This is a genomic window from Metabacillus arenae (assembly GCF_014773385.1).
In the GTDB taxonomy this organism is placed as follows: Bacteria; Bacillota; Bacilli; order Bacillales; family Bacillaceae; genus Metabacillus_D; species Metabacillus_D arenae.
In genome coordinates this window covers 76,804-103,315 of record NZ_JACXAI010000003.1, presented here as the reverse complement: position 1 = coordinate 103,315, position 26,512 = coordinate 76,804, and the positions used below count along the sequence as shown (strand labels likewise).

The 26,512-nt window shown below is 36.5% G+C and carries 31 protein-coding genes; 10 read left to right on the top strand and 21 right to left on the bottom strand.

Features of this window, described 5'->3' with window-relative positions:
• Nucleotides 1–151: 151 nt before the first annotated feature.
• Nucleotides 152–2,872, bottom strand: coding sequence for an aconitate hydratase AcnA (gene acnA / locus IC621_RS03770; protein ID WP_396652966.1), 2,721 nt, complete (start codon nucleotides 2,870–2,872; stop codon nucleotides 152–154).
• 263 nt (nucleotides 2,873–3,135) lie between these two features.
• On the opposite strand from acnA, the gene sspO reads away from it, so the two are divergent.
• Nucleotides 3,136–3,285: a small acid-soluble spore protein O gene (sspO, locus tag IC621_RS03765; protein WP_191155891.1), complete on the top strand. Its 150-nt coding sequence runs from the start codon at nucleotides 3,136–3,138 to the stop codon at nucleotides 3,283–3,285.
• A 35-nt stretch (nucleotides 3,286–3,320) separates the two neighbouring features.
• Here sspO and IC621_RS03760 read toward each other — a convergent pair whose 3' ends face one another.
• Nucleotides 3,321–3,578 (bottom strand): hypothetical protein, encoded by a 258-nt coding sequence (locus IC621_RS03760; RefSeq protein WP_191155889.1) that lies wholly within the window; start codon nucleotides 3,576–3,578, stop codon nucleotides 3,321–3,323.
• Nucleotides 3,579–3,852: 274 nt separating this feature from the next.
• Here IC621_RS03760 and IC621_RS03755 point away from each other — a divergent pair, with 274 nt between their 5' ends.
• From IC621_RS03755 to IC621_RS03745, 3 genes are all read left to right on the top strand, one after another.
• Entirely contained in the window at nucleotides 3,853–3,999 is a 147-nt protein-coding gene (locus tag IC621_RS03755) for a small acid-soluble spore protein P (RefSeq protein ID WP_191155887.1), read from the top strand.
• A 166-nt stretch (nucleotides 4,000–4,165) separates the two neighbouring features.
• Nucleotides 4,166–4,567 (top strand): Hsp20/alpha crystallin family protein, encoded by a 402-nt coding sequence (locus IC621_RS03750; RefSeq protein ID WP_191155885.1) that lies wholly within the window; start codon nucleotides 4,166–4,168, stop codon nucleotides 4,565–4,567.
• A 308-nt stretch (nucleotides 4,568–4,875) separates the two neighbouring features.
• Complete coding sequence (locus tag IC621_RS03745) at nucleotides 4,876–5,013, top strand: hypothetical protein (RefSeq protein WP_191155883.1); 138 nt, start codon at nucleotides 4,876–4,878, stop codon at nucleotides 5,011–5,013.
• 9 nt (nucleotides 5,014–5,022) lie between these two features.
• Here the strand turns inward: IC621_RS03745 and IC621_RS03740 are convergent, their stop codons facing one another.
• Both IC621_RS03740 and IC621_RS03735 read right to left on the bottom strand, forming a co-directional pair.
• Nucleotides 5,023–5,166, bottom strand: a complete 144-nt coding sequence (locus IC621_RS03740) for a hypothetical protein (RefSeq protein ID WP_191155881.1) — start codon at nucleotides 5,164–5,166, stop codon at nucleotides 5,023–5,025.
• Nucleotides 5,167–5,221: 55 nt separating this feature from the next.
• Entirely contained in the window at nucleotides 5,222–6,070 is an 849-nt protein-coding gene (locus tag IC621_RS03735; protein ID WP_191155879.1) for an EcsC family protein, read from the bottom strand.
• Between the two features lie 355 nt (nucleotides 6,071–6,425).
• Here IC621_RS03735 and IC621_RS03730 point away from each other — a divergent pair, with 355 nt between their 5' ends.
• The gene (locus IC621_RS03730; RefSeq protein WP_191155877.1) at nucleotides 6,426–6,644 is read left to right on the top strand and encodes a helix-turn-helix domain-containing protein; all 219 of its coding nucleotides are present in this window, start codon (nucleotides 6,426–6,428) and stop codon (nucleotides 6,642–6,644) included.
• Nucleotides 6,645–6,979: 335 nt separating this feature from the next.
• Nucleotides 6,980–7,153: a hypothetical protein gene (locus tag IC621_RS03725; RefSeq protein ID WP_191155875.1), complete on the top strand. Its 174-nt coding sequence runs from the start codon at nucleotides 6,980–6,982 to the stop codon at nucleotides 7,151–7,153.
• A 113-nt stretch (nucleotides 7,154–7,266) separates the two neighbouring features.
• Here the strand turns inward: IC621_RS03725 and IC621_RS03720 are convergent, their stop codons facing one another.
• From IC621_RS03720 to IC621_RS03705, 4 genes are all read right to left on the bottom strand, one after another.
• Nucleotides 7,267–8,532 carry a glutamate-5-semialdehyde dehydrogenase gene (locus IC621_RS03720; protein ID WP_191155873.1) on the bottom strand — a complete coding sequence of 422 codons (1,266 nt, stop codon included), beginning with the start codon at nucleotides 8,530–8,532 and terminating at the stop codon, nucleotides 7,267–7,269.
• 179 nt (nucleotides 8,533–8,711) lie between these two features.
• Nucleotides 8,712–9,845, bottom strand: coding sequence for a glutamate 5-kinase (gene proB, locus IC621_RS03715; RefSeq protein ID WP_191155871.1), 1,134 nt, complete (start codon nucleotides 9,843–9,845; stop codon nucleotides 8,712–8,714).
• A 45-nt stretch (nucleotides 9,846–9,890) separates the two neighbouring features.
• The gene (proC, locus tag IC621_RS03710; RefSeq protein ID WP_191155869.1) at nucleotides 9,891–10,730 is read right to left on the bottom strand and encodes a pyrroline-5-carboxylate reductase; all 840 of its coding nucleotides are present in this window, start codon (nucleotides 10,728–10,730) and stop codon (nucleotides 9,891–9,893) included.
• 385 nt (nucleotides 10,731–11,115) lie between these two features.
• Nucleotides 11,116–11,211: a YjcZ family sporulation protein gene (locus IC621_RS03705; RefSeq protein ID WP_191155867.1), complete on the bottom strand. Its 96-nt coding sequence runs from the start codon at nucleotides 11,209–11,211 to the stop codon at nucleotides 11,116–11,118.
• A 358-nt stretch (nucleotides 11,212–11,569) separates the two neighbouring features.
• On the opposite strand from IC621_RS03705, the gene IC621_RS03700 reads away from it, so the two are divergent.
• Nucleotides 11,570–11,998 carry a DUF2621 domain-containing protein gene (locus IC621_RS03700; RefSeq protein ID WP_191155865.1) on the top strand — a complete coding sequence of 143 codons (429 nt, stop codon included), beginning with the start codon at nucleotides 11,570–11,572 and terminating at the stop codon, nucleotides 11,996–11,998.
• Nucleotides 11,999–12,307: 309 nt separating this feature from the next.
• Here the strand turns inward: IC621_RS03700 and IC621_RS03695 are convergent, their stop codons facing one another.
• Both IC621_RS03695 and IC621_RS03690 read right to left on the bottom strand, forming a co-directional pair.
• Entirely contained in the window at nucleotides 12,308–12,808 is a 501-nt protein-coding gene (locus tag IC621_RS03695) for a CcdC family protein (RefSeq protein WP_191155863.1), read from the bottom strand.
• A 138-nt stretch (nucleotides 12,809–12,946) separates the two neighbouring features.
• Nucleotides 12,947–13,654, bottom strand: a complete 708-nt coding sequence (locus tag IC621_RS03690) for a cytochrome c biogenesis protein CcdA (RefSeq protein WP_191155860.1) — start codon at nucleotides 13,652–13,654, stop codon at nucleotides 12,947–12,949.
• Between the two features lie 198 nt (nucleotides 13,655–13,852).
• On the opposite strand from IC621_RS03690, the gene IC621_RS03685 reads away from it, so the two are divergent.
• Nucleotides 13,853–14,023, top strand: coding sequence for a Spo0E family sporulation regulatory protein-aspartic acid phosphatase (locus tag IC621_RS03685; RefSeq protein WP_191155859.1), 171 nt, complete (start codon nucleotides 13,853–13,855; stop codon nucleotides 14,021–14,023).
• Nucleotides 14,024–14,660: 637 nt separating this feature from the next.
• Nucleotides 14,661–15,035: a hypothetical protein gene (locus IC621_RS03680; RefSeq protein WP_191155857.1), complete on the top strand. Its 375-nt coding sequence runs from the start codon at nucleotides 14,661–14,663 to the stop codon at nucleotides 15,033–15,035.
• Nucleotides 15,036–15,546: 511 nt separating this feature from the next.
• Here the strand turns inward: IC621_RS03680 and IC621_RS03675 are convergent.
• The 6 genes from IC621_RS03675 to yneA form a co-directional block, all read right to left on the bottom strand.
• Nucleotides 15,547–15,765: a YneF family protein gene (locus IC621_RS03675; RefSeq protein WP_191155855.1), complete on the bottom strand. Its 219-nt coding sequence runs from the start codon at nucleotides 15,763–15,765 to the stop codon at nucleotides 15,547–15,549.
• 85 nt (nucleotides 15,766–15,850) lie between these two features.
• On the bottom strand, nucleotides 15,851–16,297 hold the full coding sequence (gene sirA / locus IC621_RS03670; protein WP_224752293.1) for a sporulation inhibitor of replication protein SirA: 447 nt from the start codon (nucleotides 16,295–16,297) through the stop codon (nucleotides 15,851–15,853).
• A gap of 287 nt (nucleotides 16,298–16,584) precedes the next feature.
• Entirely contained in the window at nucleotides 16,585–18,600 is a 2,016-nt protein-coding gene (tkt, locus tag IC621_RS03665; protein WP_191155851.1) for a transketolase, read from the bottom strand.
• Between the two features lie 144 nt (nucleotides 18,601–18,744).
• Nucleotides 18,745–18,975: a DUF896 domain-containing protein gene (locus IC621_RS03660; protein ID WP_191155849.1), complete on the bottom strand. Its 231-nt coding sequence runs from the start codon at nucleotides 18,973–18,975 to the stop codon at nucleotides 18,745–18,747.
• A gap of 167 nt (nucleotides 18,976–19,142) precedes the next feature.
• Nucleotides 19,143–19,793: a YneB family resolvase-like protein gene (locus tag IC621_RS03655; RefSeq protein ID WP_191155847.1), complete on the bottom strand. Its 651-nt coding sequence runs from the start codon at nucleotides 19,791–19,793 to the stop codon at nucleotides 19,143–19,145.
• 14 nt (nucleotides 19,794–19,807) lie between these two features.
• Complete coding sequence (gene yneA, locus IC621_RS03650) at nucleotides 19,808–20,119, bottom strand: cell division suppressor protein YneA (protein ID WP_191155845.1); 312 nt, start codon at nucleotides 20,117–20,119, stop codon at nucleotides 19,808–19,810.
• A gap of 155 nt (nucleotides 20,120–20,274) precedes the next feature.
• Between yneA and lexA the strand changes: the two genes are divergently transcribed.
• Nucleotides 20,275–20,898: a transcriptional repressor LexA gene (gene lexA / locus IC621_RS03645; RefSeq protein ID WP_191155843.1), complete on the top strand. Its 624-nt coding sequence runs from the start codon at nucleotides 20,275–20,277 to the stop codon at nucleotides 20,896–20,898.
• A 441-nt stretch (nucleotides 20,899–21,339) separates the two neighbouring features.
• Here lexA and IC621_RS03640 read toward each other — a convergent pair whose 3' ends face one another.
• The 5 genes from IC621_RS03640 to hflX form a co-directional block, all read right to left on the bottom strand.
• Complete coding sequence (locus tag IC621_RS03640) at nucleotides 21,340–21,513, bottom strand: asparagine synthase (protein WP_191155842.1); 174 nt, start codon at nucleotides 21,511–21,513, stop codon at nucleotides 21,340–21,342.
• Between the two features lie 519 nt (nucleotides 21,514–22,032).
• A complete protein-coding gene (glnA, locus tag IC621_RS03635; protein WP_191155840.1) occupies nucleotides 22,033–23,367 on the bottom strand; it encodes a type I glutamate--ammonia ligase in 1,335 nt (444 codons plus the stop codon).
• Between the two features lie 57 nt (nucleotides 23,368–23,424).
• Nucleotides 23,425–23,835, bottom strand: a complete 411-nt coding sequence (locus tag IC621_RS03630; protein WP_191155838.1) for a MerR family transcriptional regulator — start codon at nucleotides 23,833–23,835, stop codon at nucleotides 23,425–23,427.
• Between the two features lie 118 nt (nucleotides 23,836–23,953).
• The gene (locus IC621_RS03625) at nucleotides 23,954–25,222 is read right to left on the bottom strand and encodes a methionine gamma-lyase family protein (RefSeq protein ID WP_191155836.1); all 1,269 of its coding nucleotides are present in this window, start codon (nucleotides 25,220–25,222) and stop codon (nucleotides 23,954–23,956) included.
• Between the two features lies 1 nt (nucleotide 25,223).
• Nucleotides 25,224–26,492: a GTPase HflX gene (gene hflX, locus IC621_RS03620; RefSeq protein ID WP_396652970.1), complete on the bottom strand. Its 1,269-nt coding sequence runs from the start codon at nucleotides 26,490–26,492 to the stop codon at nucleotides 25,224–25,226.
• Nucleotides 26,493–26,512: the final 20 nt, after the last annotated feature.

The window sequence follows — 26,512 nt, the reverse complement described above, 5'->3', positions numbered from 1 at the left end:
TTCATTTCATTTGCGTCTTATGACCTTAAGGGGCTATGCGCTGGAGCTAGACAACGTCAACACTTTTAACACGTTAATACTTAATTAACTTAAACGTTCTAATCTTACAAAAAAACAGAAAGGACGACATCTACGTCGTCCTTTCTGTTTTTTATGCTTTTAGTTTATCACGCAATACCATTTGCAGGATACCGCCGTGACGATAGTAATCAATTTCCACTTCACTGTCAAAGCGTACCAGCACTTCAAATTCTTTTACTGTTCCAGCTTCGTCAGTCGCTCTAACTTTCACGTAATCACGCGGTCTTACGTTTTCATCTATTTCAACTTCAATTACTTCTTTTCCTGTTAAACCAAGGACGTCAGCACTTTCCCCTTGTTTAAATTGGAGCGGAAGTACTCCCATTAATACAAGATTACTGCGGTGGATACGTTCAAAGCTTTCAGCGATAACGGTCTTAATCCCTAAAAGGTTTGTTCCTTTTGCAGCCCAGTCACGAGAACTTCCCATTCCGTAATCTTTACCAGCTAATACAACTAATCCAGTTCCATCCTGCTTATATTTCATACAACCATCGTATATAGAAGTTACTTCGCCTGTTGGCCAGTATGTTGTATAACCACCTTCAGTGCCAGGTGCCACTTGGTTGCGGATGCGGATATTAGCAAATGTTCCACGCATCATGATCTCATGGTTCCCACGTCTTGAACCATAGGAGTTAAAGTCACGTGGTGATACTCCATTTTCCTGCAAGTAACGCCCAGCAGGAGTATCCTTACCGATTGCTCCAGCAGGAGAAATGTGGTCTGTTGTGACAGAATCTCCGAATTTAGCTACAACTCGAAGATCTTTAAGTGCCTCAACTTTACCAGGTTCTGCTGACAAACCTTCAAAGAAAGGAGGGTTTTGGATATATGTTGAATCCATATCCCATTTGTAAAGAGCTTCATCAGTTGTTTCAATTTCATTCCAGCGCTCATTGTCGTCAAATACACGGTCATATTCTTTACGGAAAAGCTCAGGTGTAACCGTTTCTTGAACAACCTTATTTACTTCGTCCATAGACGGCCAAATATCATTAAAATAAACATCATTTCCATCTTTATCTTTTCCAATTGGATCAGATTTAAGATCGATATCCACCGTTCCAGCAAGAGCATACGCAACAACCAGCGGCGGAGATGCTAAATAGTTTCCTTTAACTAACGGATGAATACGCCCTTCAAAGTTACGGTTACCAGATAAAACAGATGTGACAAGAAGATCGCTTGAAGCTACTGCTTCTTCAATTTCTTCCTCCAATGGTCCGGAGTTTCCGATACATGTTGTACATCCGTATCCAACAACATTAAATCCTAGCTGCTCTAAATACGGGAGCAATTTTGAGTTTTCTAAATACCCTGTAACAACCTTAGATCCTGGAGCTAAAGAAGTTTTCACATACTTAGGGACTTCCATCCCTTTTTCAATAGCGTTTTTTGCCACTAAACCAGCACCAACTAAAACATATGGGTTAGAAGTATTTGTACAGCTTGTAATCGCTGCAATAGCGATAGCACCTGTTTTCATTTTGGTTTCTTCACCTGTTTTTAGTTTTACTGTTACTTCTTTATTAACTTCAGTCGCTTCCAAACCGAAACCTTGGTTTCCTGCTGGGGCAGTTAAATGATTATGGAATGTATCTTTCATAACAGATAAAGGAATCAAATCCTGTGGACGTTTAGGACCAGAAAGATTCGCTTCAATTTCTGAAAGATCAATTTCCACTACATCTGTATAAACGGGCTCATCTGTTGCACTGAAGAATAGGCCGTTTGCTTTTGAATATTCTTCAACAATTTTTATTTGTTCTTCCTCACGGCCTGTTAAACGAAGATAATTTAATGATTCTTCATCAACCGGGAAGAAACCGCAAGTTGCTCCATATTCAGGTGCCATGTTGGCAATTGTTGCTCTGTCTGCCAATGGAAGAGTTGATACACCAGGACCAAAGAACTCAACGAATTTACCAACAACCCCTTGTTCACGGAGAACTTGTGTTACTTTTAAAGCTAAGTCAGTTGCTGTTGTTCCGTTTGGAAGATTACCAACAAGCTTAACACCGACAACTTCAGGAACTGGGAAGTAAGAAGGCTGTCCAAGCATTCCAGCTTCTGCTTCAATACCGCCGACACCCCAGCCGAGTACTCCAATACCATTAATCATTGTTGTATGAGAATCGGTACCAACTAGAGTATCAGGATAAGCAATTAATTCTCCATTTTCTTCAGCAGCATGAACAACATTTGCTAAATATTCTAAATTTACTTGGTGAACGATTCCTGTAGCAGGCGGAACTGCACGATAGTTATCAAACGCTTTCTTAGCCCAGCTTAAAAATTTATAACGCTCTGCATTACGTTTGAATTCTAAATCCATATTAAATTGCAAGGAATCTGCTGTACCAGCCTTGTCTACTTGGACGGAGTGATCTATAACAAGATCAACAGTTTTTTCAGGATTAATTTTATCAGGATCTCCACCCATATCAGCCATTGCTTTTCGCAAAGAAGCAAGATCTACAACGGCAGGGACCCCGGTAAAGTCCTGTAAAATGACACGGGAAGGTTTGAAAGGAACATCAATTTCTTCAATCTGTTCAGTTCCCCATTTAGCTAAGTTTTCTACATGCTCTTTTGTAATGACTCTTCCATCTACTTGTCGTAAGACCGATTCTAAAAGGACTTTAATAGAATATGGAAGACGGGAAACTTGGCCTAACCCTGCATCTTCTAATGCTTTTAATGAATAGTAAGTGTATGTTTTTCCATTAACACTAAAATCTTTGCGTGCTTGAAAAACATCATTTTTTGTTAATTGTTGCTCAGTCACGTCATTTCTCCCCCTCAAAAATTCAAGATCGATAAGTGTCGAAGAAACGGTATTCCCCACCATAAATTTCGCACACTATAATCTTAATACAACTACTGACATAAGTAAATATCAATGTTTTTATTGATGAGCATAAGTTACACTTATCAACTGTTCTTTTATTAACTTTTCTACAATATAAAAATTTAAAAGAATAATCATTTGTGCCCTTCACATGAATTTTATAAAAAAACGCACAATAAGTCTATGGGGGTGATGAATAAATGGCTAAAAGAAAAGCAAATCACTTAGTTAATGGGATGAATGCAGCAAAAGCTCAAGGAAAAGGTGCAGGCTATAATGAGGAGCTTGCAAATGAACCTTTAACAGCTGAGCAACGCCAGAATAATAAAAAACGAAAAACAAAACAATGAACAAAAAACGACGGATGCCCGTCGTTTTTTGACATCTATTCTTCGTTCACTTGTTGTACGATCTCTTGCAAATCTTTCTGATATTGCTCCAGCTGAATACGCTGGGCCTCAGTCGCAACCTCTAAAGCATTCGAAATTTGCGCATAAGCTTCATTTACTTCTTCCTTTAGATGTTTAAGCTGACTACCGTAGTCTGCTCCATCCTTAACTAATTGATCAAATGCATCAAAAGCTTGAATGGCCCCTTGCTGAGCAGCTTGAAAACCTTGTTGCTTGTTTTTATTATAAGGCATGATAATAGTCCTCCCATCAGGTAATACCGCCCGTCTTCCTTCCTATTTTGACGAATTTTTGAAAAAAATATTCAAAAACGAATCGGAATGTTTTACAAAGAAACGAACACCCTAATAGGATAAGCGAGCACCTTGATCACCCTGAGGCAAAAAAAGGCCTCGTGAAAAGCCCTGCCATTCACAAGTAAAACTAAGTCCTTGAGCCAAGCTATCGGGGGAACTAGAGGTGACCATTTCGTTTATTTCATCATAATAAAAGGAGGCTTCATGCCTGATGACAAATAAAAATACAAGCAAGGATATGCGAAAAAACGCCCCTAAAGGCAATAATCCAGGGCAGCCGGAACCATTAGATGGATCAAAAAAAGTAAAGAACCGTAACCATACAAGACAAAAGCATAATTCTCATCACGATATGTAAAAGAACCCTAGTGCCTGGAACCTCAAAAAATAATGAGATTCTAGGCACTTTTCACTCCCCTGCTTCCTTCATTTGACCATTTTCTTCCCATCGTTTACCTTGTCGTTCACAAATAAATTTTCTGTGAATAAACATAAATAAGCTTGGTTTTGGAGGTCAATTTACTATGGGTAAACCTAAACGTTCCAGGCCAACTGATTTGGAAGGAATTGAAGAATGGATGGGTCAGTTTTTTTCAAATATAGATGATTCTGATCAATTTAGAATCGATCTTTTTGAAACAAGCTCCTGCTATATTGTTGAAGCGGAAGTGCCCAGTTTTATTTCATTCGATATGATTAAAATAAAAGTGAAAAACGACTGTTTATATCTGACATTAGACGGACTTGAAAATCGAGAAGACTTCCAAGATGTGCTTGAACGAATCGTCATACTTCCATTTCCGCTTGAGAATAAAGAGATAAAAGCTCAGGTTTATAATGGAATGCTAGAAGTGAAAATTTGTAAAGAGAAATGTTGTAACAGAGAGTCATGTGAAATCTATATAAACCCCGATTTCACCGCTTAAAATTAGAGGAGATCCTTCCTCTTATTATACTGAATTATCTTCTTGCCCCCAGGAATCAGACACCTGATGGCAATTATCCTCTATTATCTTCTAAGAGTGGGATAAACCTGTTTTTTCTCCCACTCTTCCTCAAAGTTTTGCAGGCAAAATTATTCCAAAATCTTGATGTTGGGTATTAAGTTTAATATTGGTTTATTGTGAAATAGATTGCATGGAATTTTGCATAAATTAAGTAAAGAGCTGAGACGGGCTCCCTGTTCTTTTCATAGTACTAAAAGTAAATACTTGAAAAGAAAGAGGCTTAAGATATGGCAGTCTTTATCGGGACACTCATCATTAAAGAGGTTTCTGGCGGAACAATCCATTTTGGAGATTCTATAAGAATCGGGGATCAAGAAACAAGTAAAAATGCTTCTTCTGAAAATGAAGAAAGTGAAAATGAATAGGAGACAACATTAGCTGTCATTCCCCTCCACTTTTTTTAAATGCTGAGATTGCACTTGAATGTTAATCTGTTTTAACTCAGTATTTTGACAATATTGACAAGGAATTAGTGAATCTAACAGCAGCATGCAATTTGGACAATAAAACTTTTCCATTTCATTCCCTCCATTTCGGACTTTATTCATTGTATGCTGCAAATGGACAAAAGTTTCACTGAGTTGTATTTTCTATTTCTTTTTCATTTGTTTTTTCCTCCTCTAGTTCATTTAAACGGTCCATAATTCTTCTTTTTTGATAGAGCATAATTCCTGCTTCAGATAAATCCTGAATCATCGTTCGGTTGGCATAAGCACCAAAAATCATGCCCGCAATAGGCACCATCTGCAGAAGTTTTTTCCAGCCAAAATGATCCCGATATGTATATACTACTTCTCGCCATCCTTGCAGCTGCGACATGATTTCAGATTGTCCTTTCCTTCTATCATAAAAGTTTGAAAGCTCCTTTAGGACAGATTGCTTTCCTACATAATCAGCAGAAGCAAATTGTAAACACTTCACAATAAAGATCCGTTCCGCTTTTTCCTTGGGATCATAACCATATGCAATTGAAATTTCTTGGAGGGTTTTTAGAGAGAGACCTAATAATACTGGAATGTCTATAGCAAGAGTAAATAAACCTCCAAACCCTGTCGTAGCTCCCTGGGCAGTTGCAAGATTTTTTCGATTTCGTTTTAAATCGTCACTAACTGAATTCATGACAACTAATGGGACGTTAGAAATGTCTTTCACTTCACTTATTTCATCAGCGGTGTATTTTTGAACCTTATTAAAAATCATTTTCTCTTGCGTTAAGTATTGTCCGCCAGTTTGAATAAAGCTCCCTAGTTCATCTAATAAAACCCCTATTTTCTTTTGAATAAATGCGGGTGTAAGCTTATCGAGAATTTTGAAAGGGATTCTTCCAATTTTCTCCCAAAACCATAACCCTTGTTGATCATTCTCCCATTTTTCAATTAGTTTCAGTTTTTCAAGGAGTAATTCTCTCGATTCTTTTTGCAATTTTATCAGCCTTTCTTATTTGCTTTATCAATTATACGTACATAGGCTTTATAAGTTTCAGTTGAATTGTAATAAGGTTTTAGCCTCACTGGTTATTTGCATTAGCTTTCATAATTAATGATATATACGATATGCCTTCCCTTAAATTGCCAAGATTCATTAACAATCTTACTCTATAGATTAAAGATCAATCAAGTTAACAAATTGAAGTTTTCCCTTATTTCATATCTTTGCTTCATTTCAAATAAAATATTGTGTATAAACAAATGAGCTTATTATATATTTTCCATTTCCCAAACCCTTTCAATTGTTTATCAAATGCATTATAATAAAAAGATAGAAGCGAGGTGTCATTTTGGCAGTTTATAAAGCTAAAAAAAGTAATCTTAAAAAACTTATGTCCCAAAGAAACACCAAGCTTGATGATCTTTCAAAAAAAACAAACATTTCTACAGAACAGCTTAACGAATATGTTGATAAAAAGGTAATGAGTTTAAACAATGCTATGACAGTTTCCAAAGAATTGAATTGTAAAGTGGAAGATTTATATGAGTGGAAGGTTAGTAAAGAGTGAATGCATTCACTCTTTTTTTGGGTTTCAGAAAGTTTAAATAGATTAAAGTATTAACGCATTAAAGATAGTTATCATTGTCCAGCGCAGGCGGAGAGGACGTCCTAGTGCCGGCAGGCATAAGGGCGTGACGTCTTTGCTAGCCAGGACCCATCGGCCCTAAGGTCATAAGCCAATCCATCAAAAAGGTTAAAGAACAATCTTTCTGGAATGCTTGTCGCCGAAGGACTAGCGCCATGCGCTTTTCGTTCAATCAGTTTTATAAGTGAATCTCAAACTGTTGTGACCTTCCACATTTTTTTCTAAGATGAGAGGATTTACAAAAGAAGATAAAGGTGATGACACAATTGAATAAATTTGATTCAGGTGAATCAGTGATAATTAATTCTACAGGTGAATTAGTTACTATTATTAAAATGAAATATATCAAAACGATGAAAAGATACTCCTATATAGTCAAAGAACATCCAGCAACCTTTTATTTTGAGGAAGAACTGGGGAAGCGTGTATAATGGGAAACAGCCTTAAATAGTTTGGTTTATCTTGTTTTTTGCCCTGTTATATCTTCAAATACGATTCAAAAACACCTTTTCTCAATATTTTGAGAAAAGGTGTTTTTCACTTATTACCGAATTTGGCCGTTTCCTAACATCATATATTTTACTGTAGTAAGGGCCGGCAATCCCATAGGACCTCTTGCGTGTAATTTTTGAGTCGAAATACCAATTTCCGCTCCAAATCCTAATGCTCCTCCATCAGTAAAGCGCGTAGATGCATTATGGTACAGGGCTGCTGCATCTACCAATCTCATAAAGGCTTCAGCTGTTTCTTTATTTTCTGTTATGATTGCTTCTGAGTGCTTTGTTCCATATTGATCGATATGATCGACAGCTTCATCAAGACTATCTACAACTCGAATCGCAATAGCAAGGCTTAGATACTCATTTTCCCAATCTGATTCATTTGCAGGTGCAGCACCTTTCATTAATTGAACGATTCTGTCATCACCATGAATTTGAATATTGTTTTTTTCAAGGGTTTCTTGTAACACTTGGTGATTTTCCTTTAACCAGTCTTTGTGGACTAGTAAAGTTTCTGCGGCGTTACAAACAGCTGGACGGTCTGTCTTCGCATTAATCAGAATTGATAATGCCTTGTTAACATCTGCGTCTTTATCAAAATAAAGATGACAGTTCCCTACACCTGTTTCTAACACGGGTACAGTTGCATTATTCACTACTGCACGAATTAATGAGCCGCCACCGCGTGGTATCAAAACATCAATATGCTCCTTCATTGTAAACAATTGCTTTGTTGCTTCTCTTTCTGTACTGGCAATAAATTGAACAGCCTCTTTAGGGATCTTAGTTTTCTCTAATGCTCTATGCATGACTTCCACTATTGCTTTGTTAGAGAAAATCGCAGATGATCCTCCCTTTAAAACGATTGCGTTACCAGATTTGAGTGCAAGTCCTGTAGCATCTGCCGTAACATTTGGACGAGCCTCGTAAATCATTCCAATTACTCCAAGAGGAACTCTGACAGTTTTTACATTTAGTCCATTTTCAAGTGTCCATTCAGAAAGAATATCACCAGTAGGATCTGAAAGCTTTGCTACTTCCCGTAATCCATTTGCAAAGTCTTCAATTCGTTCTTTTGAAAGAGCTAACCTATCCATGTACGCCTCTTCAAAGCCCTTTTCCTTCCCATTTTTTAAATCTTCTCTATTTGCTTCCAAAATATATTTATAATCCTGGATTAATTCGTCAGCAATAATGTGAAGTGCTTCATTTTTGTCTTCTGTTGTTAAAGCGCTAAGTTTCTTAGCTGCTTTTTTAGCCAGAATAGCCTGTTCTTCTACTGTTTCTGGACGTTCCTTTACTAAAGTCATCTAATACCTCCTCGTTTTATATAACTCTTTCTAAAAAAATTATTGTTAATGCAATCGGAGATGTTCAGATAATTGTAATCAGCAAACGCTCGATTGCTTCTGATCTACTACAACATATACCCTAATTATCGAAGTAATGAACACGATTTAATCGTAATAAAGTTAAATAAACCGCCTTATTATAAACTAACTGGAATGGATACTTCCAAATGACAAACTAAATCTTCAATGTTTACGACAGCTTCTTTATAGGATTCTCTTTTTTGAAGCTCTAGTGATTGAATACTTTTTAATTCTTCAGCAGAATATTTCACAACCCCTAAAGCAATTTCTTCGCCATCTGAAGAGAAGATTCGTACCACTGAGCCTTTTTTAAATTTCCCTTTAACTGCTTGTATATTTTTAGGAAGTACATCGGATTTACGATCAATGATTAATTTTTTAGCTTCATTGTCAACAATCATTTCGCCTTCTGGACCAGAATTGAATGCAATCCATTGTTTTTTATGATTTAAATTTATTGAATCCTTTTTCATTTGAAAATACGTGCCTTTTGCTCGTTTATGAACGGCATCCAATAGAAGGTTTGGTGTTCCGGATTTCCCCAAAAATGCTGGAATGCCAGATGCCATAGTAATTTTAAAAGCATCTATCTTAGACTTCATTCCACCAGTTCCAACACTACTACCCGGATCCCCTGCTGCTTCTTCTATCTCAGGTGTTATTTCATGAACTTGCTCAAGTAATGTTGCCTCTTTATTTTTTCTCGGGTCACTATCATATAAACCATCTATGTCTGATAGAATAATGAGCATATTTGCGTCAACTAAACCTGCTACCTTTGCTGAAAGGGTATCATTATCTCCAAATTTCAGTCTATCGACTGTAATCGTATCATTTTCATTAACAATCGGGACAATTCCTCTTTCAAGTAACACGTTAGCTGTGTTACGTGCATTGTTATAACGATCTTCATCCGAGAAATCACTTCTCGTAATTAAGATTTGGGATGCAACGTATCCGTGTGATAAAAATAATTCAGAATATGCTTCCATTAATAGACCCTGGCCTATAGATGCAGCGGCTTGTTTTTCAGGTAATGAAGTTGGTCTGGTTAAACAGCCTAATTTGCGATATCCTGCTGCTACAGCTCCAGAAGATACAAGTAAAACTTCATAACCATCATCTTTTAATTGGACAACTTCATCTACTAAACGCTCTAGTTTTCTTCGACTAATTTCTCCGTGTAAGCTTGTTAATGAACTACTTCCTATTTTAATTACAACCCGCTGTTTCTTGTTGTTTTGGGTCATCTTATCACTCCTGCAATTTGTGTGAATAAATTCTAGTAAAATAAATTATTTTATCGTTACTTTTTCAAGTTTTTCACTAATTTCTTTTGATCTTTTGGCTGCACCCTTCACCGCTTGAGAAATCGCCTCACCGCCGCCATACTCTTTTAAGGCTTCCAGGCCAGCTTGAGTCGTACCATTTGGGGAAGTTACTTTTTTTCTCAGTTCTTCAGGAGCTTCCTCTTGTGTCATCATCATTTTTGCTGCACCGAGAATGGTTTGAGCACCAATTTTTCGAGCCTGTTCTATATCAAGGCCGTTTTCTTTTCCCACTTTTTCAATGTGTTCCATCAAGTAGTAAAAATAAGCGGGACCGCTTCCTGCAATACCAGTGAATATATCCATTTGCGCTTCTTCTATGATGTAAACTTCACCGATTGATTTTAATAATTCTTTTGCATCCATCACATTATCCATGCCTGTATGTTTACCTGGTGACATAGCGGTAGCAGATTCACCTATCATACTGGAGGTATTTGGCATCACTCGGATAACTTGCTGATTGTCGTTTAATCTGTCTTCCATATAAGCAGTTGGTATGCCTGCAAGTACTGATAGCACGACTTGATCTGCCCTTATGTCGCCCTTAATTGAGCTTAAGACATTATCGATATCTTTAGGTTTCATTGCTAACACAAAAATATCGACTTCTTCAAAATTTAACTCATCTCGTTTTTGTCCTCTAATCCCATATCTGTTCGAAAGTTCAATTAATCGATCTTCATTGCATCGGTTGGAAACAATAACTTGATCATTTCGTACTGTTTTTGATTCAACGATTCCCGAAATCATTGCTTCCGCCATTGAACCGGCGCCTAAAAAAGCAATTGTTTTATTTGCTAGCATTCAATTCTCCCCCTGTTCTTTCTAATAATGCAACAACGGTTTTTATACTAACATTTCTAGCGTTTTATTCAAGGGTTTAAAGGCAAGTCATTAGCTATAGGGCTAGATAGTGAGTGTAAACGGTAACATTCTGTATTAAAAGTTTGTAACTTTATCTCACAACGTTTAAACAGCTCTCAGGTCCTTTAACGCCCTTTTAAAAATGAGATTTTTAATAAAGAATGAAAAGCGCACGCCATAAACAGCCTAGGGTGAGGCTTGGATCTGGATCTGGCCAATGATAACATTCTTTAACAAGTTACTACTTTAAATGAACTTAAACTTTTTAACGACAAAAAAACCGGTCGAAAACCGGTTTAATGCCCCCATTACAAAACTTCATTAATTAATATTTATTATCAAAAAAAGAAGCTCCAACAATAATTAACAATACAAACAAAACTACAATCAATACGAAATCATTGTTATTGTTGTATGACATCAACTTCACTCCCTTCTGTGTGGTAGACTAATCTATACAAAGAGAGATGAAGGTATTTTCTCATTTCTCCTATTGGACCAGTCTTGCTATATCTTATGTTTTGAAAAAAAACACGCATAGACTAATCGCCTGATAGAATAGCTGAATTACATGTAAGCGATAAAAACGCTAAAATTTTATGTGAATATTTTGAGTGTTTAAACAGAAAATGAGCTGCACATTTACCTGCTATTTCAAAAATATAAGGTTAACCTCATTATCCTTATTAATCTGAAAGCCAATTTTCATCCCTATTTTCATCCATAAATTGTTTATGTATAATGAAAGTAGAGTTGGATTAATTTGGGGTGAATGAAGAATGTTAGAGGGCTGGTTTTTATGGTTTATCTTATTTTGGGTTGTGACGATGGTTGTGCTGCTTGCCATTGGCGGCTTCTTTATGTTTAGAAAGTTTTTAAAGCGGCTGCCGAAAGAGGACGGTAAATCTGAATTGGATTGGCAGGATTATTATATCAATCAAACCCTGCATTTATGGACAGAAGAACGAAAATCCTTATTAAATGAACTCGTGTCGCCTGTACCAGACTTATTCCGTGATGTCGCTAAAGCAAAAATAGCCGGTAAAATTGGTGAACTTGCACTTGAGGACAATGCTACAGAGATTACACTCGACCATGTTATAAAAGGATATATTTTAGCAACACCTAAACGTGACCATCAGTTCTTAAAAAAGAGACTCAAGGAAAAAAATATTGATTATTCTAGGTATCATACATTATTTCAATAAAGAAAAACTTCTTTATATTGGATGTTGCCCACCCCCAATGTTGGCTGGAACAGTTGCTTTACGGAATGATCACAATAGTCCTTGAACCAGCCAGACATCTAGGGTATTTGTGTTTGTTTCTACCTGAAAGCTGGGGAAAGATATACTGAAAGAGGCCTGCTCCTTTTGCTACCGCAATAAGGGACAGACCTCTTTTTTATGTTAACAGAAACAAATTCGTAAATAATCCTGATAAGAATATTACAGAAGGTGACTCTTCCTCACGTTAATGCTTGCCCTAGGGTGAGTTTGCGGATTTCTTTATATTCATTAAGTCGCATGTATATTTGGGGGTTCTAGTTTTTCTTCCATCTTTCTATACGAAATATACATAGCAATTCTCCAAGGGACGATCATACCGAAAGCCAATATCCAAAACATTCCGCCTAATTCTCCTATATCAATAGATTGGCTAAGATATGTTTTTAAAATGATTCTGATAATCAGTAAACCAATTAATATAAATACAAATGCTTTGGACCGCTTTAAATAGATATGATTACCACGGATTTCAAACTTTGATGTTTTGATTAACAAAATCGAAAATAGTAAACCTACTGAAAAGGCTTCTACTACTTCTAGAAAAGTAACTTGAAACATCGGATGCAAAAACATTAAGGCTCCTGTACTCATAAAAAAAGGGGGCAAGATAATTTTTTTAGCAGTAGCAGGTTTTTCAGAAGCCTTTATTCTAATGAACATAACGGCGATTGCCATCATAACTGCCATAACAGTTGATAAAATAACAGCTGCCTGGGAATCAAGTGCCATAAATATCAATCCCTTTTCAAAGTTATTACCAAAGATTTATTATACGTTATTTCATTGGAAAAAACCATTAAGCAAGAAAGCTAAATGGCTAATTTCTTCACCTTTTAACATATTTAAATAAAAAAATAATAACCTCATCTAAAACCCTCTAAATCCGCCAAACATATCAGAAAGAACAATAATAATGGAGGTCATCCAGTTAAAAAATAACATGATCCCCATGACAATCATTAAGGTTCCGCCAATTTTCATTATTACTGCATTGTGTCTCTTGATCCACCCAAGTCTTCCAATAAAAAAAGATAAGCAAAAGAATGGAATCGCAAACCCTAGAATATAGGCAATCATATAAACAATAGCTGAGTCAGGATTAGTTGCCCCTAAACTTATAACAGCAGCTAATATAGGACCGGTACATGGAGTCCACCCACCAGCAAATGCCATTCCAATTATAATAGAACCAATAAATCCTGAGGGTCTGCTTTTAAATTCCATTCGATGTTCTTTCATTAAAAAGGAAGGTTTAAAAACTCCTAATATGACTAAACCAAAGAAAACGATTAAGATGGCCCCTATCTGCCTGATTAAATCCTGATAGTCAATAAAAAATGTACCAATAAAAGAAGCGCTAAAACCTAAAGCAACAAAAATGATGGAAAAACCTACGAGAAAGAACAATGTATGGAGCAGGCTTCTTTTTTGCAGCATGGCGTTTTCTGATTTTAATTCTCCAACCGAAACTCCTGTTATGTATGACAAAAACGCTGGGTATAATGGTAAGCAACAAGGAGAAATAAATGATAAAAATCCAGCGCCGAATGCTAAGAAAATGTTTACATCAGCCAATTCGCTCGACTCCTCTCTTTCATCTTATAATAGCAAAATAATAACAACATAGATATATTTCTACATATGACAGTTTTATGTCAGTTTTTTAACAACTCTTCCAAAAATATTCAACTTTATATTTTATCTTTTATAATTAATAGAGATAATAGAAAGTATATTACTTGCTCTATTTATAAATAGAAGGGGTTAATAAGCGTGTCTAAACAGGAATTACTAGTTAAGATTGAACAAAAAAGAAATGAACTTATTGAAATCGCTCTAAAAAATGGGATGACTTCTTCATTATCATTAAAACAGAGTCAAGAACTTGACCTCCTGTTACTCCAATATCAGAAATTATTTAAACCGGGAAATAATATGAATTGACTAAATACATTGACACGCTTTTGCGTGTCTCTATTATTTTATCGAAAAGTCTCTGTTCGATAAAATATTAACGATGCATTTTTCAGGATCCAGCGCATAGCCAACCTAATGAGTAATATAGCTAATCCTAACAATAAGGCATATATTCTTTTCATTATTCTTTCCAAGTAGTGCTTTAGGTGATTTCATAAAAATAAAAATTCAGTCATGTTTTTTTCTTGATAATTCATTAAAAGAAATGCTTTAATAAATTGAATAACCTTTCATTGAAACTACTTTTTTAATAGCCTGTGCCTGGATTCTTACTCATTCTCGCACACCGCTTCAATTCTATCCATAACTTCCAGTAAATATTTTTAAGGTTGAAACAGTTATGTCTCCTAGAACAATGTTAATAGTATTCTCATGCTTGTTTAATAAAGCCTTTTCTCCTGGCAATTACTCATTAAGGCCATTTGTAATAGTTGATAAAGCTAATTAGAATGTTTCTAAAAAGATATTTCTGGAGATGCTAGTTTGTTAGGCTGTATCGTCAACGAACAGAAAGATAGGAATGTGTAAGATGGGATAGGAGATTTAAGAGATGGAGTTCAAAAAGCAGCCTAAAAAATTTTCTTATGTGACGGAGATCTAATTTATGAAATTCGGATTAGGATTTTTAACGACTTATCTAGTTGCCATCATTTTTATTTTTATAAATAACTGTATTGTAGTTCCTCTTCAAGCAGGCTTTTCTAGTGTCTTTATAGATTCTTTTTTAGGTTTTATAAGAGAACTACTACCAACAGTTATTCTTTCTGGATGGATATATTTACTTCCTTGTTGTCTAATCGGAGAATTACTTTACAGAGTTTTTATAAGAAACAGAGGATTTATTACAGGTTTGATATCATTTGGATTACTAGGAATTGTCCTAACGCTTTTAATTGGAGGAAGAAGCATTTATTCACTTTTATTAGCAACAGCTGTAGCAATCTCTTTTTATATTGCCAGAAGAGAGAAGAAGATATAGATAAATAGATGCTTTTCATGGCTAGGCCTTCATATCCCAGGCTCAACTGCACATACACAAAAACCACATTTTGTTTTCTCTCCCGTGTCAAATGACGTGGGAGTTCTTCCTGCTAAGGCCGAACTGTAGTTGACTTGAAAAAGAAGAAGACGTGCCATTCCCCTCCTAAGACAGTTCCTATAGCATATAAGGCTGAATGAAAAATTGATAAAGAGGACTCCCTTTATTACCCTGCTCAATCTCAAGAATTGATGTTTCCCTTATGTTACATATAACAATCCTCGAATGATAAAGACATTCTCCATAAAATATTCTCTAAAAACATAAAAACCACCTTCCTTTGGTTAGTTTCCAATAGGAAAAGTGGTTTTGGATTAGAAAATGAAAGATTAGGCATCAAAAAAGAAATTTAGGATGAAGGATTCACCCTTTGACCTTGTATAGGTTGAATAATTCACCTTAAAATTCCTTTTTAATATAATGATAAACCCTTATGTCTCATAAGGATACACTATTTCATTTGATTATTCATTGCCTTCATCATTTGATTTATTTTCTTTTGAGATGGTTTCATTCCCATTTGCATCATCATCATCCGCAGCATTTGTTCGTTAATTGGTGGGTTTTTCTTTAAGTATGTCATCATATATTTACGAGCGATGAAAAATCCTAGAGCGACTCCTGCGATTAACGCAAGAACTCCAACTAGAATAACAACCCATAAATCCATAGTTCTTCCTCCTTCAAGTTGTCTATTTTACAGTGTACTAAACCAAAGGTTATTATACAACATTTACTCCATAATTTCTGCCTATTTAGACAAAATTTCTTTCCTTTATCGGATTTAACCATCCATATCTTTCTGCATGAAAATCCATAGCTAAAAAACACGGATCAAATTTCCTTAAAATCTCAAAAAAAATTGTTTCGGCTTCCACCTGGCCGTCAGAGGTTAACTCTAAGTACCGTTCTTTTACAATTAAAGTAGCATTCCCTCTATTATTATCCAGCACAATTTTATGAACCTGCTCCACTCTCTGATATCCTTTACGTGACTGCAAAAACATACCTACAAGATGATGTATATAAAAGACTGGAATAGATTTTGTTATATACTCAATCTGTTTTGTAATTGTCTCATACTGTTTATTGTTGGTGCTTGTCCAATGATACTCTTGGAAAAGATGAAATATTTTTGATTCACGCCCAAAATAATGACTTGCAAATTCTTCCTCAATTAAATAAATAGAATAATGTCTCAACCCTCTTCCCCCTTGCTCCATCCGTTACCCTATCAATAAAGATTAGGTTCTGTTATTAATATCGAATATTATAACGGAAGGTTGGAACGATTTCTGTCTGATAGCGGAAAAATGTGACACTAATTTTGTCGAAAATTATTAGACGAATGTAGGAAAGAGGGTGAAACTGAAATAAATGAATTGAAATAACATTTCTGCTTTAAAATAGACAAGTCGGAAAAACGATACTAAATCTTACTTAATAAACGAAAACAATGCAGCGAACTTAATTCGCTGCACTGTTAGGATTATTTATTCAATAATGCTTTGACACGTCCTATTACATTTTCTACTGAGAAACCATATTCTTTTAAGATCGTTTCACCTGGGGCAGAAGCGCCAAAGGTATTAATCGCTAAAATTTCTCCCTCTGTGCCAGTATACCTTTCCCAACCAAGTGGAGCAGCCATTTCAATGGCTAAACGTTTTTTCACGGATGTTGGCAGAACAGATTCCTTATAGTCATCTGATTGAGACTCGAATCGATCCCATGAAGGCACACTTACTACAGAGACATCAATTCCTTCATTTAATAATGTTTGTTGTGCTTCAACAGCAAGTCCAACTTCTGAACCTGTTGCTATTAGCAAGGCATCAGCTGTTTCTTTTTGAGCAGGAGACACAACATATGCTCCCTTTTCTACACCTGTTTGTGCTAGTTCAGCAGAGTGCTTAAGTGTCGGGAGGTTTTGTCTAGTTAAAACTAACGCTGTAGGAGTTGAAGTTGATTGTAAAGCTAATCTCCATGCTGCAGCAGTTTCATTTCCATCAGCAGGACGAATAACTGATAGGTTTGGAATCGCTCTTAAAGAAGGAAGCTGCTCAATTGGTTCATGTGTTGGTCCATCTTCACCTACAGCAATACTATCATGGGTAAAAACGTAGGTAACAGGCAGTTTCATTATGGCAGCTAAGCGAATTGCAGGTCTTAAGTAATCCGAGAACACAAAGAATGTTCCTCCGAATACTCTTAAACCGCCATGAAGAGCCATTCCGTTTAATGCAGCTCCCATTCCAAATTCACGAACTCCAAACCAAATATTCCGTCCACTGTAATCTGCAGCAGTAAAATCTTCCACATTCTTAATCGTAGTCTTATTAGAACCTGCTAAGTCTGCAGATCCTCCAAAGAAAAACGGCGTATTCTTAGCAATAGCGTTCAATACCTCACCAGAAGATGCACGAGATGCAAGACTCTTGCCTTCTTCATACGTTGGAATATCTTGATCCCAGCCTTCTGGAAGCTCTCCTTGAATTGCTGATTTTAAGTCTTTCGCTAGAACTGGATATTCTTTTTCATAATCTGCAAAAAGCTTATTCCATTCTTCTTCTTTTTTCATTCCAGCTTCTTTTACCACTTCGTTAAAATGAGCTGAAACTTCTTCTGGTACGTGGAAGTCTTGTTCAAAGGTCCAAGCATAAGCTTCCTTTGTTAACTTGCTCTCTTCGCTGCCAAGCGGGGCACCATGAACACCTGATGTTCCTGCACGATTTGGAGAACCGAATCCAATTGTCGTTTTTACTTCAATTAATGTTGGTTGGTCAGTATTTTCTTTAGCTGCCTTAATTGCGTTTGCAATCTCTTCCAAGTTATTACCGTCTTCTACACGAATAACTTGCCAACCATAGGCCTCAAATCGCTGCTCAACATTCTCAGAAAACGAGCGGTCCAAATCTCCGTCAAGTGAAATATCATTTGAATCATAAAGAACAACCAAACGGCCCAGTTTTAAGTGTCCAGCTAGAGATGCTGCTTCAGATGAAATACCTTCCATTAGATCACCATCACCGCAAATGCCATATGTATAATGATCAATCAAGTTATATGTTTCTTTATTGTATGTTTCAGCTAAATGTCTTTCAGCCATAGCCATTCCAACTGCCATTGCAATACCTTGACCAAGCGGACCGGTTGTTGCATCAACACCAGCTGTATGCCCATACTCAGGATGACCAGGAGTTTTGCTTCCCCACTGCCTGAAAGATTTCAAATCATCAATTGTTACATCATACCCGCTCAAGTGTAAAAGGCTATATAACAGCATTGATCCATGACCAGCTGATAATACGAAGCGGTCTCTGTTAAACCAATCAGGATTAGATGGGTTATGATTCATAAATCTTGTCCAAAGTGTATACGCCATCGGTGCGGCACCCATTGGCATTCCCGGATGCCCCGAATTTGCTTTTTCAATTGCATCGATAGATAAGGTTCTGATCGTTGCAATTGATAATGTTTCGATAGATTGTGTCAAAATAACCATCCTTTCAGTTTAGCAATTGTTATTTTTTAATAATAGCTTTCAATAAAAAAAATCACAACCTTTCTAATAAAAAAAATTTTCATCTTTTTCATAGATAGGTGTCAAACCGAAAAGGAATACATCCCATTTTGGTGTATTCCTTCATTAGTGGAAATTTTTGTTTTGTTCTTGTTTTAATTTATTTGGAGTTACATCGTTACCTTCTGGATCGACAACTTTTACATTTTTTAATGTCTTCTTCATAGATTTTCTAAAAGATTTGAGGTATTCTTCTCTTAATTGCTGCTGCTCTTTACTTTCAATATTTGACAAACCAACCGTTTTAGATTTTTTTGATAATTGGTTGATACGTGCAATTTTATCTTTAGACAACATGAATATTTGACTCCTTATTGTGGTTTCAAAACCATGGTACAAAAGAATCTCATAAAATACAACTATTCTGTATTGCAGAGTTAAAAACTATTATTTTTAACATTTTCAGGGATTTATCATTTCCTACCTTTAGTAAACCTCACTTCTATGTTAATGGAGGTCTCTTTTTAAATATCTGTTTGTTGTTTCATATATTCTTGAAATCGTCTGTGGGCCGTTGCTTTTGAAATGTCATATCCTAATCCTCTCAAAGTAGCAGCAATATCTGCAAAGGTTAGGCGGTTGTTTCTTAAGCGAACAATTTCAGCGATAGGAACCTCTTTTTTAGGCTTGCCAGTACTTTGATTAATATTCCTTAAATTCTTATATGGGGTGTACCCTTTTTCTATCGCCTTTCTCATACCCCTTTGGATCTTCAGATTATGAATTTTCCGTTGGTATTCCTCCACAATGCTGACGATATCTAAAACCATCGTGTCAGCTTCCGAGAATTGAAGTTTTCCGTTATGGCTGATTGAGAAAATTTTCACATCTTCTTTCAATAAACAATGGGCTAAAGCAATTCTCGCATTTCCTCTGCCGAGCCTTGTCTCATCCTGAATAAGAAGCATCTGTGCCTTCTTTTGCTTGAACATATCAAGCATAGTAAATATTCCTTCTCTGTCAACTGAATAACCGCTTGCTTTCTCTGTTATGACTTTGACAACTTCGAAATTGCAGGAATCTGCAAGCAGCAATAATTCTTCTTCTTGTCTTTCTAGAGACGTTTCCTGCTGTTCTTTATCAGTACTAACTCTACAATATACGATTGCCTTCATTCACTGTCACTCACCTATTCTTCACTTGCAATATTTCGCCATTGATCTTGGGATTTTTCTACAGGAATTACAATCGTATCCCCTGCTTTAATTTCAGCAAGATTTAACTGATTTTTTGTATGAACCCATTTTACAAATTCCTGTTTAGGGAGATTGTGATTCTCTTCGTATGTTTCTGCTATATCCCAAAGGGTATCCCCTTCATGAATTTCTATTTTAACATAATGGTCTAAGTTTTCTTGTTCCCCTGTAACAGATAAAACAAAAACTGCTATCATCATTAACCCAATAAAAGTAGCAATAAAGTACAAAGAATCTTTTTTCAACAAAATTCACCCCTGTAGAATGTTTGTTCGTATTTGATATTCCAAATTATAAATGCGAACAGATGTTTCTGTCAACTATTTTCACGAACTTATGTTTGTATATTTAGGAAAATCATGCTATAATCGACATAAATTAGCGTTCCGAGGTGTAAAAAATGACAAAACTATCGAAACGGCAACAAGATATTTTAAGCTATATAAAAGAAGAAGTAAGAAAGAAGGGCTACCCTCCTTCCGTTCGAGAAATTGGCGAGGCAGTAGGGCTGGCGTCAAGCTCTACAGTTCATGGCCACCTTGCCAGACTCGAAAGCAAGGGTTTAATTCGCCGAGATCCAACTAAACCAAGAGCCATTGAAATACTGGAAGAAGAGGAAGCAGCACACATTCCTCGCAGCAGCGTGGTAAATGTGCCGGTTATCGGGAAAGTAACTGCTGGTTTGCCTATCACTGCCGTGGAGAATATTGAAGAGTATTTTCCTTTACCTGACCGTCTAGCTCCAATGGACGACCCTGTTTTTATGTTAGAAATTATGGGTGACAGTATGATTGAGGCAGGCATTCTTGACCGGGATTATGTGATTGTCAGACAACAAAAGACCGCAAATAATGGAGATATCGTTGTTGCTATGACTGAAGAGGATGAAGCAACAGTAAAACGTTTTTTCAAAGAAAAAGATTATATCCGTCTTCAACCGGAAAACTCAACAATGGAACCGATTATTTTGCGGAATGTAAGTATATTAGGGAAAGTAATTGGTGTTTATCGTACGATTCATTAAAGGCTTCGCTGCATTCACTATAGTGTGCTTGCAGCGTTATTAATTTATTGCATTAATAATTCCATCACTCAGTCAATAGGTAATAGAATAACCATTTTGTTAGCTCGTCTTATGCTTTTCGCCGATTGACGAGCCCTTTAACTTTTCTCTGAGGAAAGATAATAAGTAAAATCTGCAGCCAATTTGGGGATAAATTTCTCTGCAATAATTCTACAATAGTTTTTCAGGAAAGTTGTTGAAATTATTTCACACTCATCCTGAATCCAAAGGACATACGCCTTGAGTATATTCCCAAAAATTTAAAATAAAAACAGAGTCGACTTCATGGTCATTAAAAAAACAAAAGTCCTAACACCATATCTGCATTTTTAATCCCACACAGTAAAACCCACATTTAGGACAAGAAAAAAAGGAGAGCATATTTAATTGCTCTCCCGGGAATTAACGACGATGTTGAACGAGGTCAATAGCACCTAATACTACATGAGCTAAACCAAAACCAAATAGTGTATTTGCCACCATTTTATTAGAACGGCGTTTTTGTTTTAAGGCATAGCCTGTTGCGGTAACAGCTGTACCTAATGTAGTTGGAATTAAGCCTTCACGTATATTCATCTTTATTTCCCTCCACATCGTAGTTAAGTGGCACCGATAGTACCATATTTATTGTTTCCACTATCCTAATAAACATGTATTAATTTGTCCTGCTCATAACTGCTACTAAAAAATTCCATTTTGATTATCATCAAATAAGTTGACATATGGTATATAAGTCCCAATGGAGCTTCACAAAGACTGTCTTTATCTTTTAGGGAGGCTTCCGTCTGTGAGTTCAGGCGGGGAGGCACTGGACAGCTAGGAAAATCAGAAGCGTCTCGAATTACCTGGAGCAAGCACACGGGTGAGCCTTCGGCAAAGGGGTAGTCTTTCCTTCAATTGTCCTTATGACCTCGAGCCGATGGCGCCTGGCAGGCAAAGACGCCCCGTCCTTATGCCTGCCGTCAATAGGAGGTCCTGTCCGCCTGCGCTGGACTTCGATACACAACTTTAACACGTTAATCCTTTAATTAACTTAAACTTTTTGATCCCACAACAAAAAACCCCCGAGCACTATAAGTGCCGGGGGCTTATTTATTAATATTGAGACATGTATTGCTCTCTTTCCCATGGATGAACTTGGGTTCTGAACATATCCCACTCAATTTCTTTTGCTTCGATGAAGTGTTCAAATAAATGTTCGCCAAGTGCGTTTACCATTACTTCATTTGATTTTAAACTGTCAAGAGCTTGAGCTAATGTAGCTGGAAGATCTACGATGCCATTCTCTTCACGCTCTTCTTTAGACATTACGTAAATGTTACGGTCAACTGGTTTTGGTGCAGATAAATTATTTTTAATTCCGTCAAGACCAGCGGCAAGTAAAACAGCCATTGCTAAATATGGATTTGCTGCAGGATCTACACTTCTAACTTCAACGCGTGTACTCAAACCGCGGGAAGCAGGAATACGGATTAACGGACTGCGGTTGCGTGCTGACCAAGCAACATAACATGGAGCCTCATAACCAGGTACTAAACGCTTATAAGAGTTAACTGTAGGGTTTGTTACAGCAGTAAAGCTATGAGCATGTTTAATGATTCCAGCAATAAACTGTCTAGCAGTTTCGCTTAGTTCAAGATCGCCTTTTGTATCATAGAATTTGTTTTCACCATTGCTGAATAAAGATAAGTTACAGTGCATTCCGGAACCATTTACACCAAACAATGGTTTTGGCATGAAAGTCGCATGTAAACCGTGCTTACGAGCAATCGTTTTAACAACAAGCTTAAATGTTTGAATGTCGTCACACGCTCTAATTGCACTTGCATATTTAAAATCAATTTCGTGCTGTCCAGGAGCAACCTCATGGTGAGATGCTTCAATTTCAAAGCCCATTTCTTCTAATTCTAAAACGATATCGCGGCGGCAGTTTTCACCTAGATCAGTTGGAGCTAAATCGAAGTAACCACCTTTGTCGTTTAATTCAAGTGTTGGTTCACCTTTTTCATCTAATTTGAATAAGAAAAATTCAGGTTCTGGTCCCAAGTTGAAATCTGTGAAACCTAGATCTTCCATTTCCTTTAAGATACGTTTTAAGTTATTTCGTGGATCTCCGTCAAATGGAGTTCCATCAGGATTGTAAATGTCACAGATGAAACGTGCTACTTTGCCTTTCTCAGAAGTCCATGGGAAAATAACAAATGTATCAAGGTCTGGATATAAGTACATGTCAGATTCTTCGATCCGAACAAATCCTTCGATTGAAGATCCATCAAACATCATTTTATTATCTAAAGCCTTTTCTAATTGGCTTACTGGGATCTCCACATTTTTAATTGTTCCTAGAATGTCTGTGAATTGTAAGCGAATATACTTAACGTTTTCTTCTTGTACTAATCGTACGATATCTTCTTTTGAATACTTAGCCATAACTGAATTTCCTCCTCAAAGATAAAAAGATTTATTGTAATGTTAGTGCTAACAATATTAATGGAAGAATCTTGACATGTCTCCCTGGCGCAAAGTCGCTCTTTGGAACCGACCTGCTTGCATGAGTTCAGCTTTTAATAGTTTTCGAAGCTGCTCATCAGATAATTCAGGTTTTTGAACAGGTTTTGTTTGCTGTTCAAAACTTTTGGCGGCAGAATTTTCCTGCTCTTTCCTAGCAAAAATTTGTTTAATGCCGGCCATATTTACCCCTTGCTCAATTAAACTTCTAATCTCTAATAATGTATCTACATCATTAAAAGAAAAGAGCCTTCTGTTGCTTTCTGTCCTTGCTGGTTTAACAAGGTCATTTTCTTCATAATATCGAATTTGTCTGGCAGTTAAGTCAGTTAGCTGCATAACAATCCCGATCGGGAATAAAGGCATTGAGCGGCGAATGTTGTCACTCATTTCATTCCCTCCTTTGTTTAACTTACCCTCATTATATTCTATGTAAGATAATGCGTCAATACTATGTGAGAAAATATAACATCATTTCAGAAAAAAATTATAGAAACCCCTCCTTCCTTTATAGTATGATTAACCCTTTCAATAATAATACATCAATTGCAGAACAAACAGCAATTTTTACATGGGAATAGGTGAGACCGCCTTGAACATATGCTACATATGGAGCTCTTAGAGGGCCGTCCGCTGATAACTCTATGCTCGCCCCTTGAATAAAAGTTCCAGCAGCCATAATCACATCATCTTCATAGCCCGGCATATAGTTAGGATAGGGTGTTACATGAGAGTTAATCGGCGATGCATACTGGATGCTTTGACAAAATTCCACCATCATTTTTGCATCATTAAATTGAACGGATTGGATAAGATCAGTCCGTTTACTATCCCATTTGGGATTGGTCTGCATCCCTAGTTTTTCTAAAAAGCAAGCAGTAAAAACAGCACCTTTTAAAGCTTGAGCAACTACATGAGGAGCTAGGAAAAACCCTTGATACATCTCTTGTAAACTATATAAGGAAGCCCCTGCCTCCGCTCCTATGCCAGGTGAAGTCATCCGGTAAGAGCAAGCTTCAACCAATTCTTTTTTTCCTACTATGTAACCGCCGGTTTTTGCAAGGCCTCCTCCTGGATTTTTTATTAAGGAGCCTGCGATAAGATCTGCACCTATATGGGTTGGTTCTTTTTCCTCTACAAACTCACCATAACAATTATCTACAAAAACTACAACATCCTTTTTGATAGACTTCACAAACTGAACCATTTGTTCAATTTCTTGTATGGTGAATGAGGGGCGGTTAGCATACCCTTTTGACCGTTGAATTCCAATCATTTTCGTTTTTTCAGTTATAGCTTTCTTTACTTTTTCGAAATTGACAGAACCATTTGATGTTAAATCAATCGTCTTATAATTAATGTGATATTCCTTTAGAGAACCTACTCCGCTTCCACGGAGCCCTACAATTTCCTCTAAAGTATCGTAAGGTTTGCCAGTAATATAGATTAGTTCATCGTTTGGTCTTAATACTCCAAATAAAGCGATGGAAATAGCGTGTGTTCCAGAAATAATTTGAGGGCGAACAAGACCTGCTTCTCCTCCGAACACGTCTGCATAAATCCGTTCTAAGGTTTCTCTGCCTATATCATCGTAACCATATCCTGTGGTTGGCATGAAATGGGAATCACTCACTTTATGTTTACGAAAGCTTTCAAGAACTCTGTATTGATTAGATTCAGCCATACGATCAATTTCATTATGGAGAGGGCCTATCTGTGCCTCTGCCTTTGAGGCAATTGTTTCTATTTCCTTACCATATTGTAGATTTTCAAACATTTTACTTTCCTTTCCCGTTCCATTGATTCAATTTTGTTACTAAAGGATGGGTAGGTTGAATCCTTCCTTTAATTTGATAGACATCTTTATTTTCATCAAAAGAAAACTGTTCTATTAATGATTCCGTTTTTAATTTAGATAAGATTTTTCCTTCTTCTGGTGATAATTCGACAGAGTAGACAACCATCATTTCTGCTTTCATTCGATTTTCAATGGCAACTTTTAACCGTTTTACATCATTTAAGTCGAAAGCAGAAATTTTTATAAACTCTTCCTTTGGAGAGGCTACAAATGCTTCGCAAATTTGATCTGATTTGTTATAAACAGTTAAAATTGGTATTTCTTTCACTTCAAGTTCTTCTAATAATTTGTATACTGTTTTTTCATGGTTTTGATAATCTTCATTTGAACTATCCACTATATGTAAAATAAGATCTGCTTCTTTTACCTCCTCTAGGGTTGATCTAAAAGCAGCCACTAACGTAGTTGGGAGGTCCTGAATGAAACCGACTGTATCTGTTAGAAGCGTACGGAAACCTGAAGGAAGAACCATCATCCTTGTCATTGGGTCTAATGTCGCGAAAAGTAAATCTTCTTCATAGCTTTCTGATTTAGACAGACGATTAAATAGAGTTGATTTCCCAGCATTTGTATACCCAACAAGCGCCACTTGGAGCACCTGATTCTTTTTTCTTCGCGCGCGATATCTTACTCTATGTTCTAACACTTGTTTCAATTGTGCTTTAATATCAACAATCCTATTTCGGATATGTCGTCTATCTGTTTCAAGCTGAGTTTCTCCAGGCCCTCTAGTTCCAATTCCTCCTCCCTGTCTGGACAAATGGATTCCTTGACCGATTAATCGTGGTAATAAATATTCCAATTGAGCAAGCTCTACTTGCAGCTTTCCTTCTTTTGTACGGGCTCTGGACGCGAAAATATCTAAAATGAGCTGAGTCCGATCAATAACTTTTAAGCCTAATGTGTTCGTTAAATTTTTTAGCTGGCTGGGTGATAATTCATCATTAACAATGACTAAGTCAGGCTCTAATTGTTCAACAAGTCCAGAAAGCTCTTCTAATTTACCTTTTCCAATATATGTTGACGGATGGATACGATCTCTTTTTTGAGTAGCTTCAGTCAGAACAATACCGTTCGCCGTTTTTGTAAGAGAGTGCAATTCTTCTAAAGAATTTTCAAAATGATCATTAGAAACTAAAGGGAGCTGGCAGGCGATTATGATAACTTTTTCTTTTTGGTTCCGCTCGATTTCTTTCAATTGCAGTTTCC

Coding starts and splice junctions, on each gene's coding strand:
- sspO (WP_191155891.1), top strand. CDS start 3,136: ATGGCTAAAAGAAAAGCAAATCACTTAGTTAATGGGATGAATGCAGCA.
- IC621_RS03760 (WP_191155889.1), bottom strand. CDS start 3,578: ATGCCTTATAATAAAAACAAGCAACAAGGTTTTCAAGCTGCTCAGCAA.
- IC621_RS03755 (WP_191155887.1), top strand. CDS start 3,853: ATGACAAATAAAAATACAAGCAAGGATATGCGAAAAAACGCCCCTAAA.
- IC621_RS03750 (WP_191155885.1), top strand. CDS start 4,166: ATGGGTAAACCTAAACGTTCCAGGCCAACTGATTTGGAAGGAATTGAA.
- IC621_RS03745 (WP_191155883.1), top strand. CDS start 4,876: ATGGCAGTCTTTATCGGGACACTCATCATTAAAGAGGTTTCTGGCGGA.
- IC621_RS03740 (WP_191155881.1), bottom strand. CDS start 5,166: ATGGAAAAGTTTTATTGTCCAAATTGCATGCTGCTGTTAGATTCACTA.
- IC621_RS03725 (WP_191155875.1), top strand. CDS start 6,980: ATGACACAATTGAATAAATTTGATTCAGGTGAATCAGTGATAATTAAT.
- IC621_RS03720 (WP_191155873.1), bottom strand. CDS start 8,532: ATGACTTTAGTAAAGGAACGTCCAGAAACAGTAGAAGAACAGGCTATT.
- proB (WP_191155871.1), bottom strand. CDS start 9,845: ATGACCCAAAACAACAAGAAACAGCGGGTTGTAATTAAAATAGGAAGT.
- proC (WP_191155869.1), bottom strand. CDS start 10,730: ATGCTAGCAAATAAAACAATTGCTTTTTTAGGCGCCGGTTCAATGGCG.
- IC621_RS03705 (WP_191155867.1), bottom strand. CDS start 11,211: ATGTCATACAACAATAACAATGATTTCGTATTGATTGTAGTTTTGTTT.
- IC621_RS03700 (WP_191155865.1), top strand. CDS start 11,570: ATGTTAGAGGGCTGGTTTTTATGGTTTATCTTATTTTGGGTTGTGACG.
- IC621_RS03695 (WP_191155863.1), bottom strand. CDS start 12,808: ATGGCACTTGATTCCCAGGCAGCTGTTATTTTATCAACTGTTATGGCA.
- IC621_RS03680 (WP_191155857.1), top strand. CDS start 14,661: ATGAAATTCGGATTAGGATTTTTAACGACTTATCTAGTTGCCATCATT.
- IC621_RS03675 (WP_191155855.1), bottom strand. CDS start 15,765: ATGGATTTATGGGTTGTTATTCTAGTTGGAGTTCTTGCGTTAATCGCA.
- tkt (WP_191155851.1), bottom strand. CDS start 18,600: ATGGTTATTTTGACACAATCTATCGAAACATTATCAATTGCAACGATC.
- IC621_RS03660 (WP_191155849.1), bottom strand. CDS start 18,975: ATGTTGTCTAAAGATAAAATTGCACGTATCAACCAATTATCAAAAAAA.
- IC621_RS03655 (WP_191155847.1), bottom strand. CDS start 19,793: ATGAAGGCAATCGTATATTGTAGAGTTAGTACTGATAAAGAACAGCAG.
- lexA (WP_191155843.1), top strand. CDS start 20,275: ATGACAAAACTATCGAAACGGCAACAAGATATTTTAAGCTATATAAAA.
- IC621_RS03640 (WP_191155842.1), bottom strand. CDS start 21,513: ATGAATATACGTGAAGGCTTAATTCCAACTACATTAGGTACAGCTGTT.
- glnA (WP_191155840.1), bottom strand. CDS start 23,367: ATGGCTAAGTATTCAAAAGAAGATATCGTACGATTAGTACAAGAAGAA.
- IC621_RS03630 (WP_191155838.1), bottom strand. CDS start 23,835: ATGAGTGACAACATTCGCCGCTCAATGCCTTTATTCCCGATCGGGATT.
- IC621_RS03625 (WP_191155836.1), bottom strand. CDS start 25,222: ATGTTTGAAAATCTACAATATGGTAAGGAAATAGAAACAATTGCCTCA.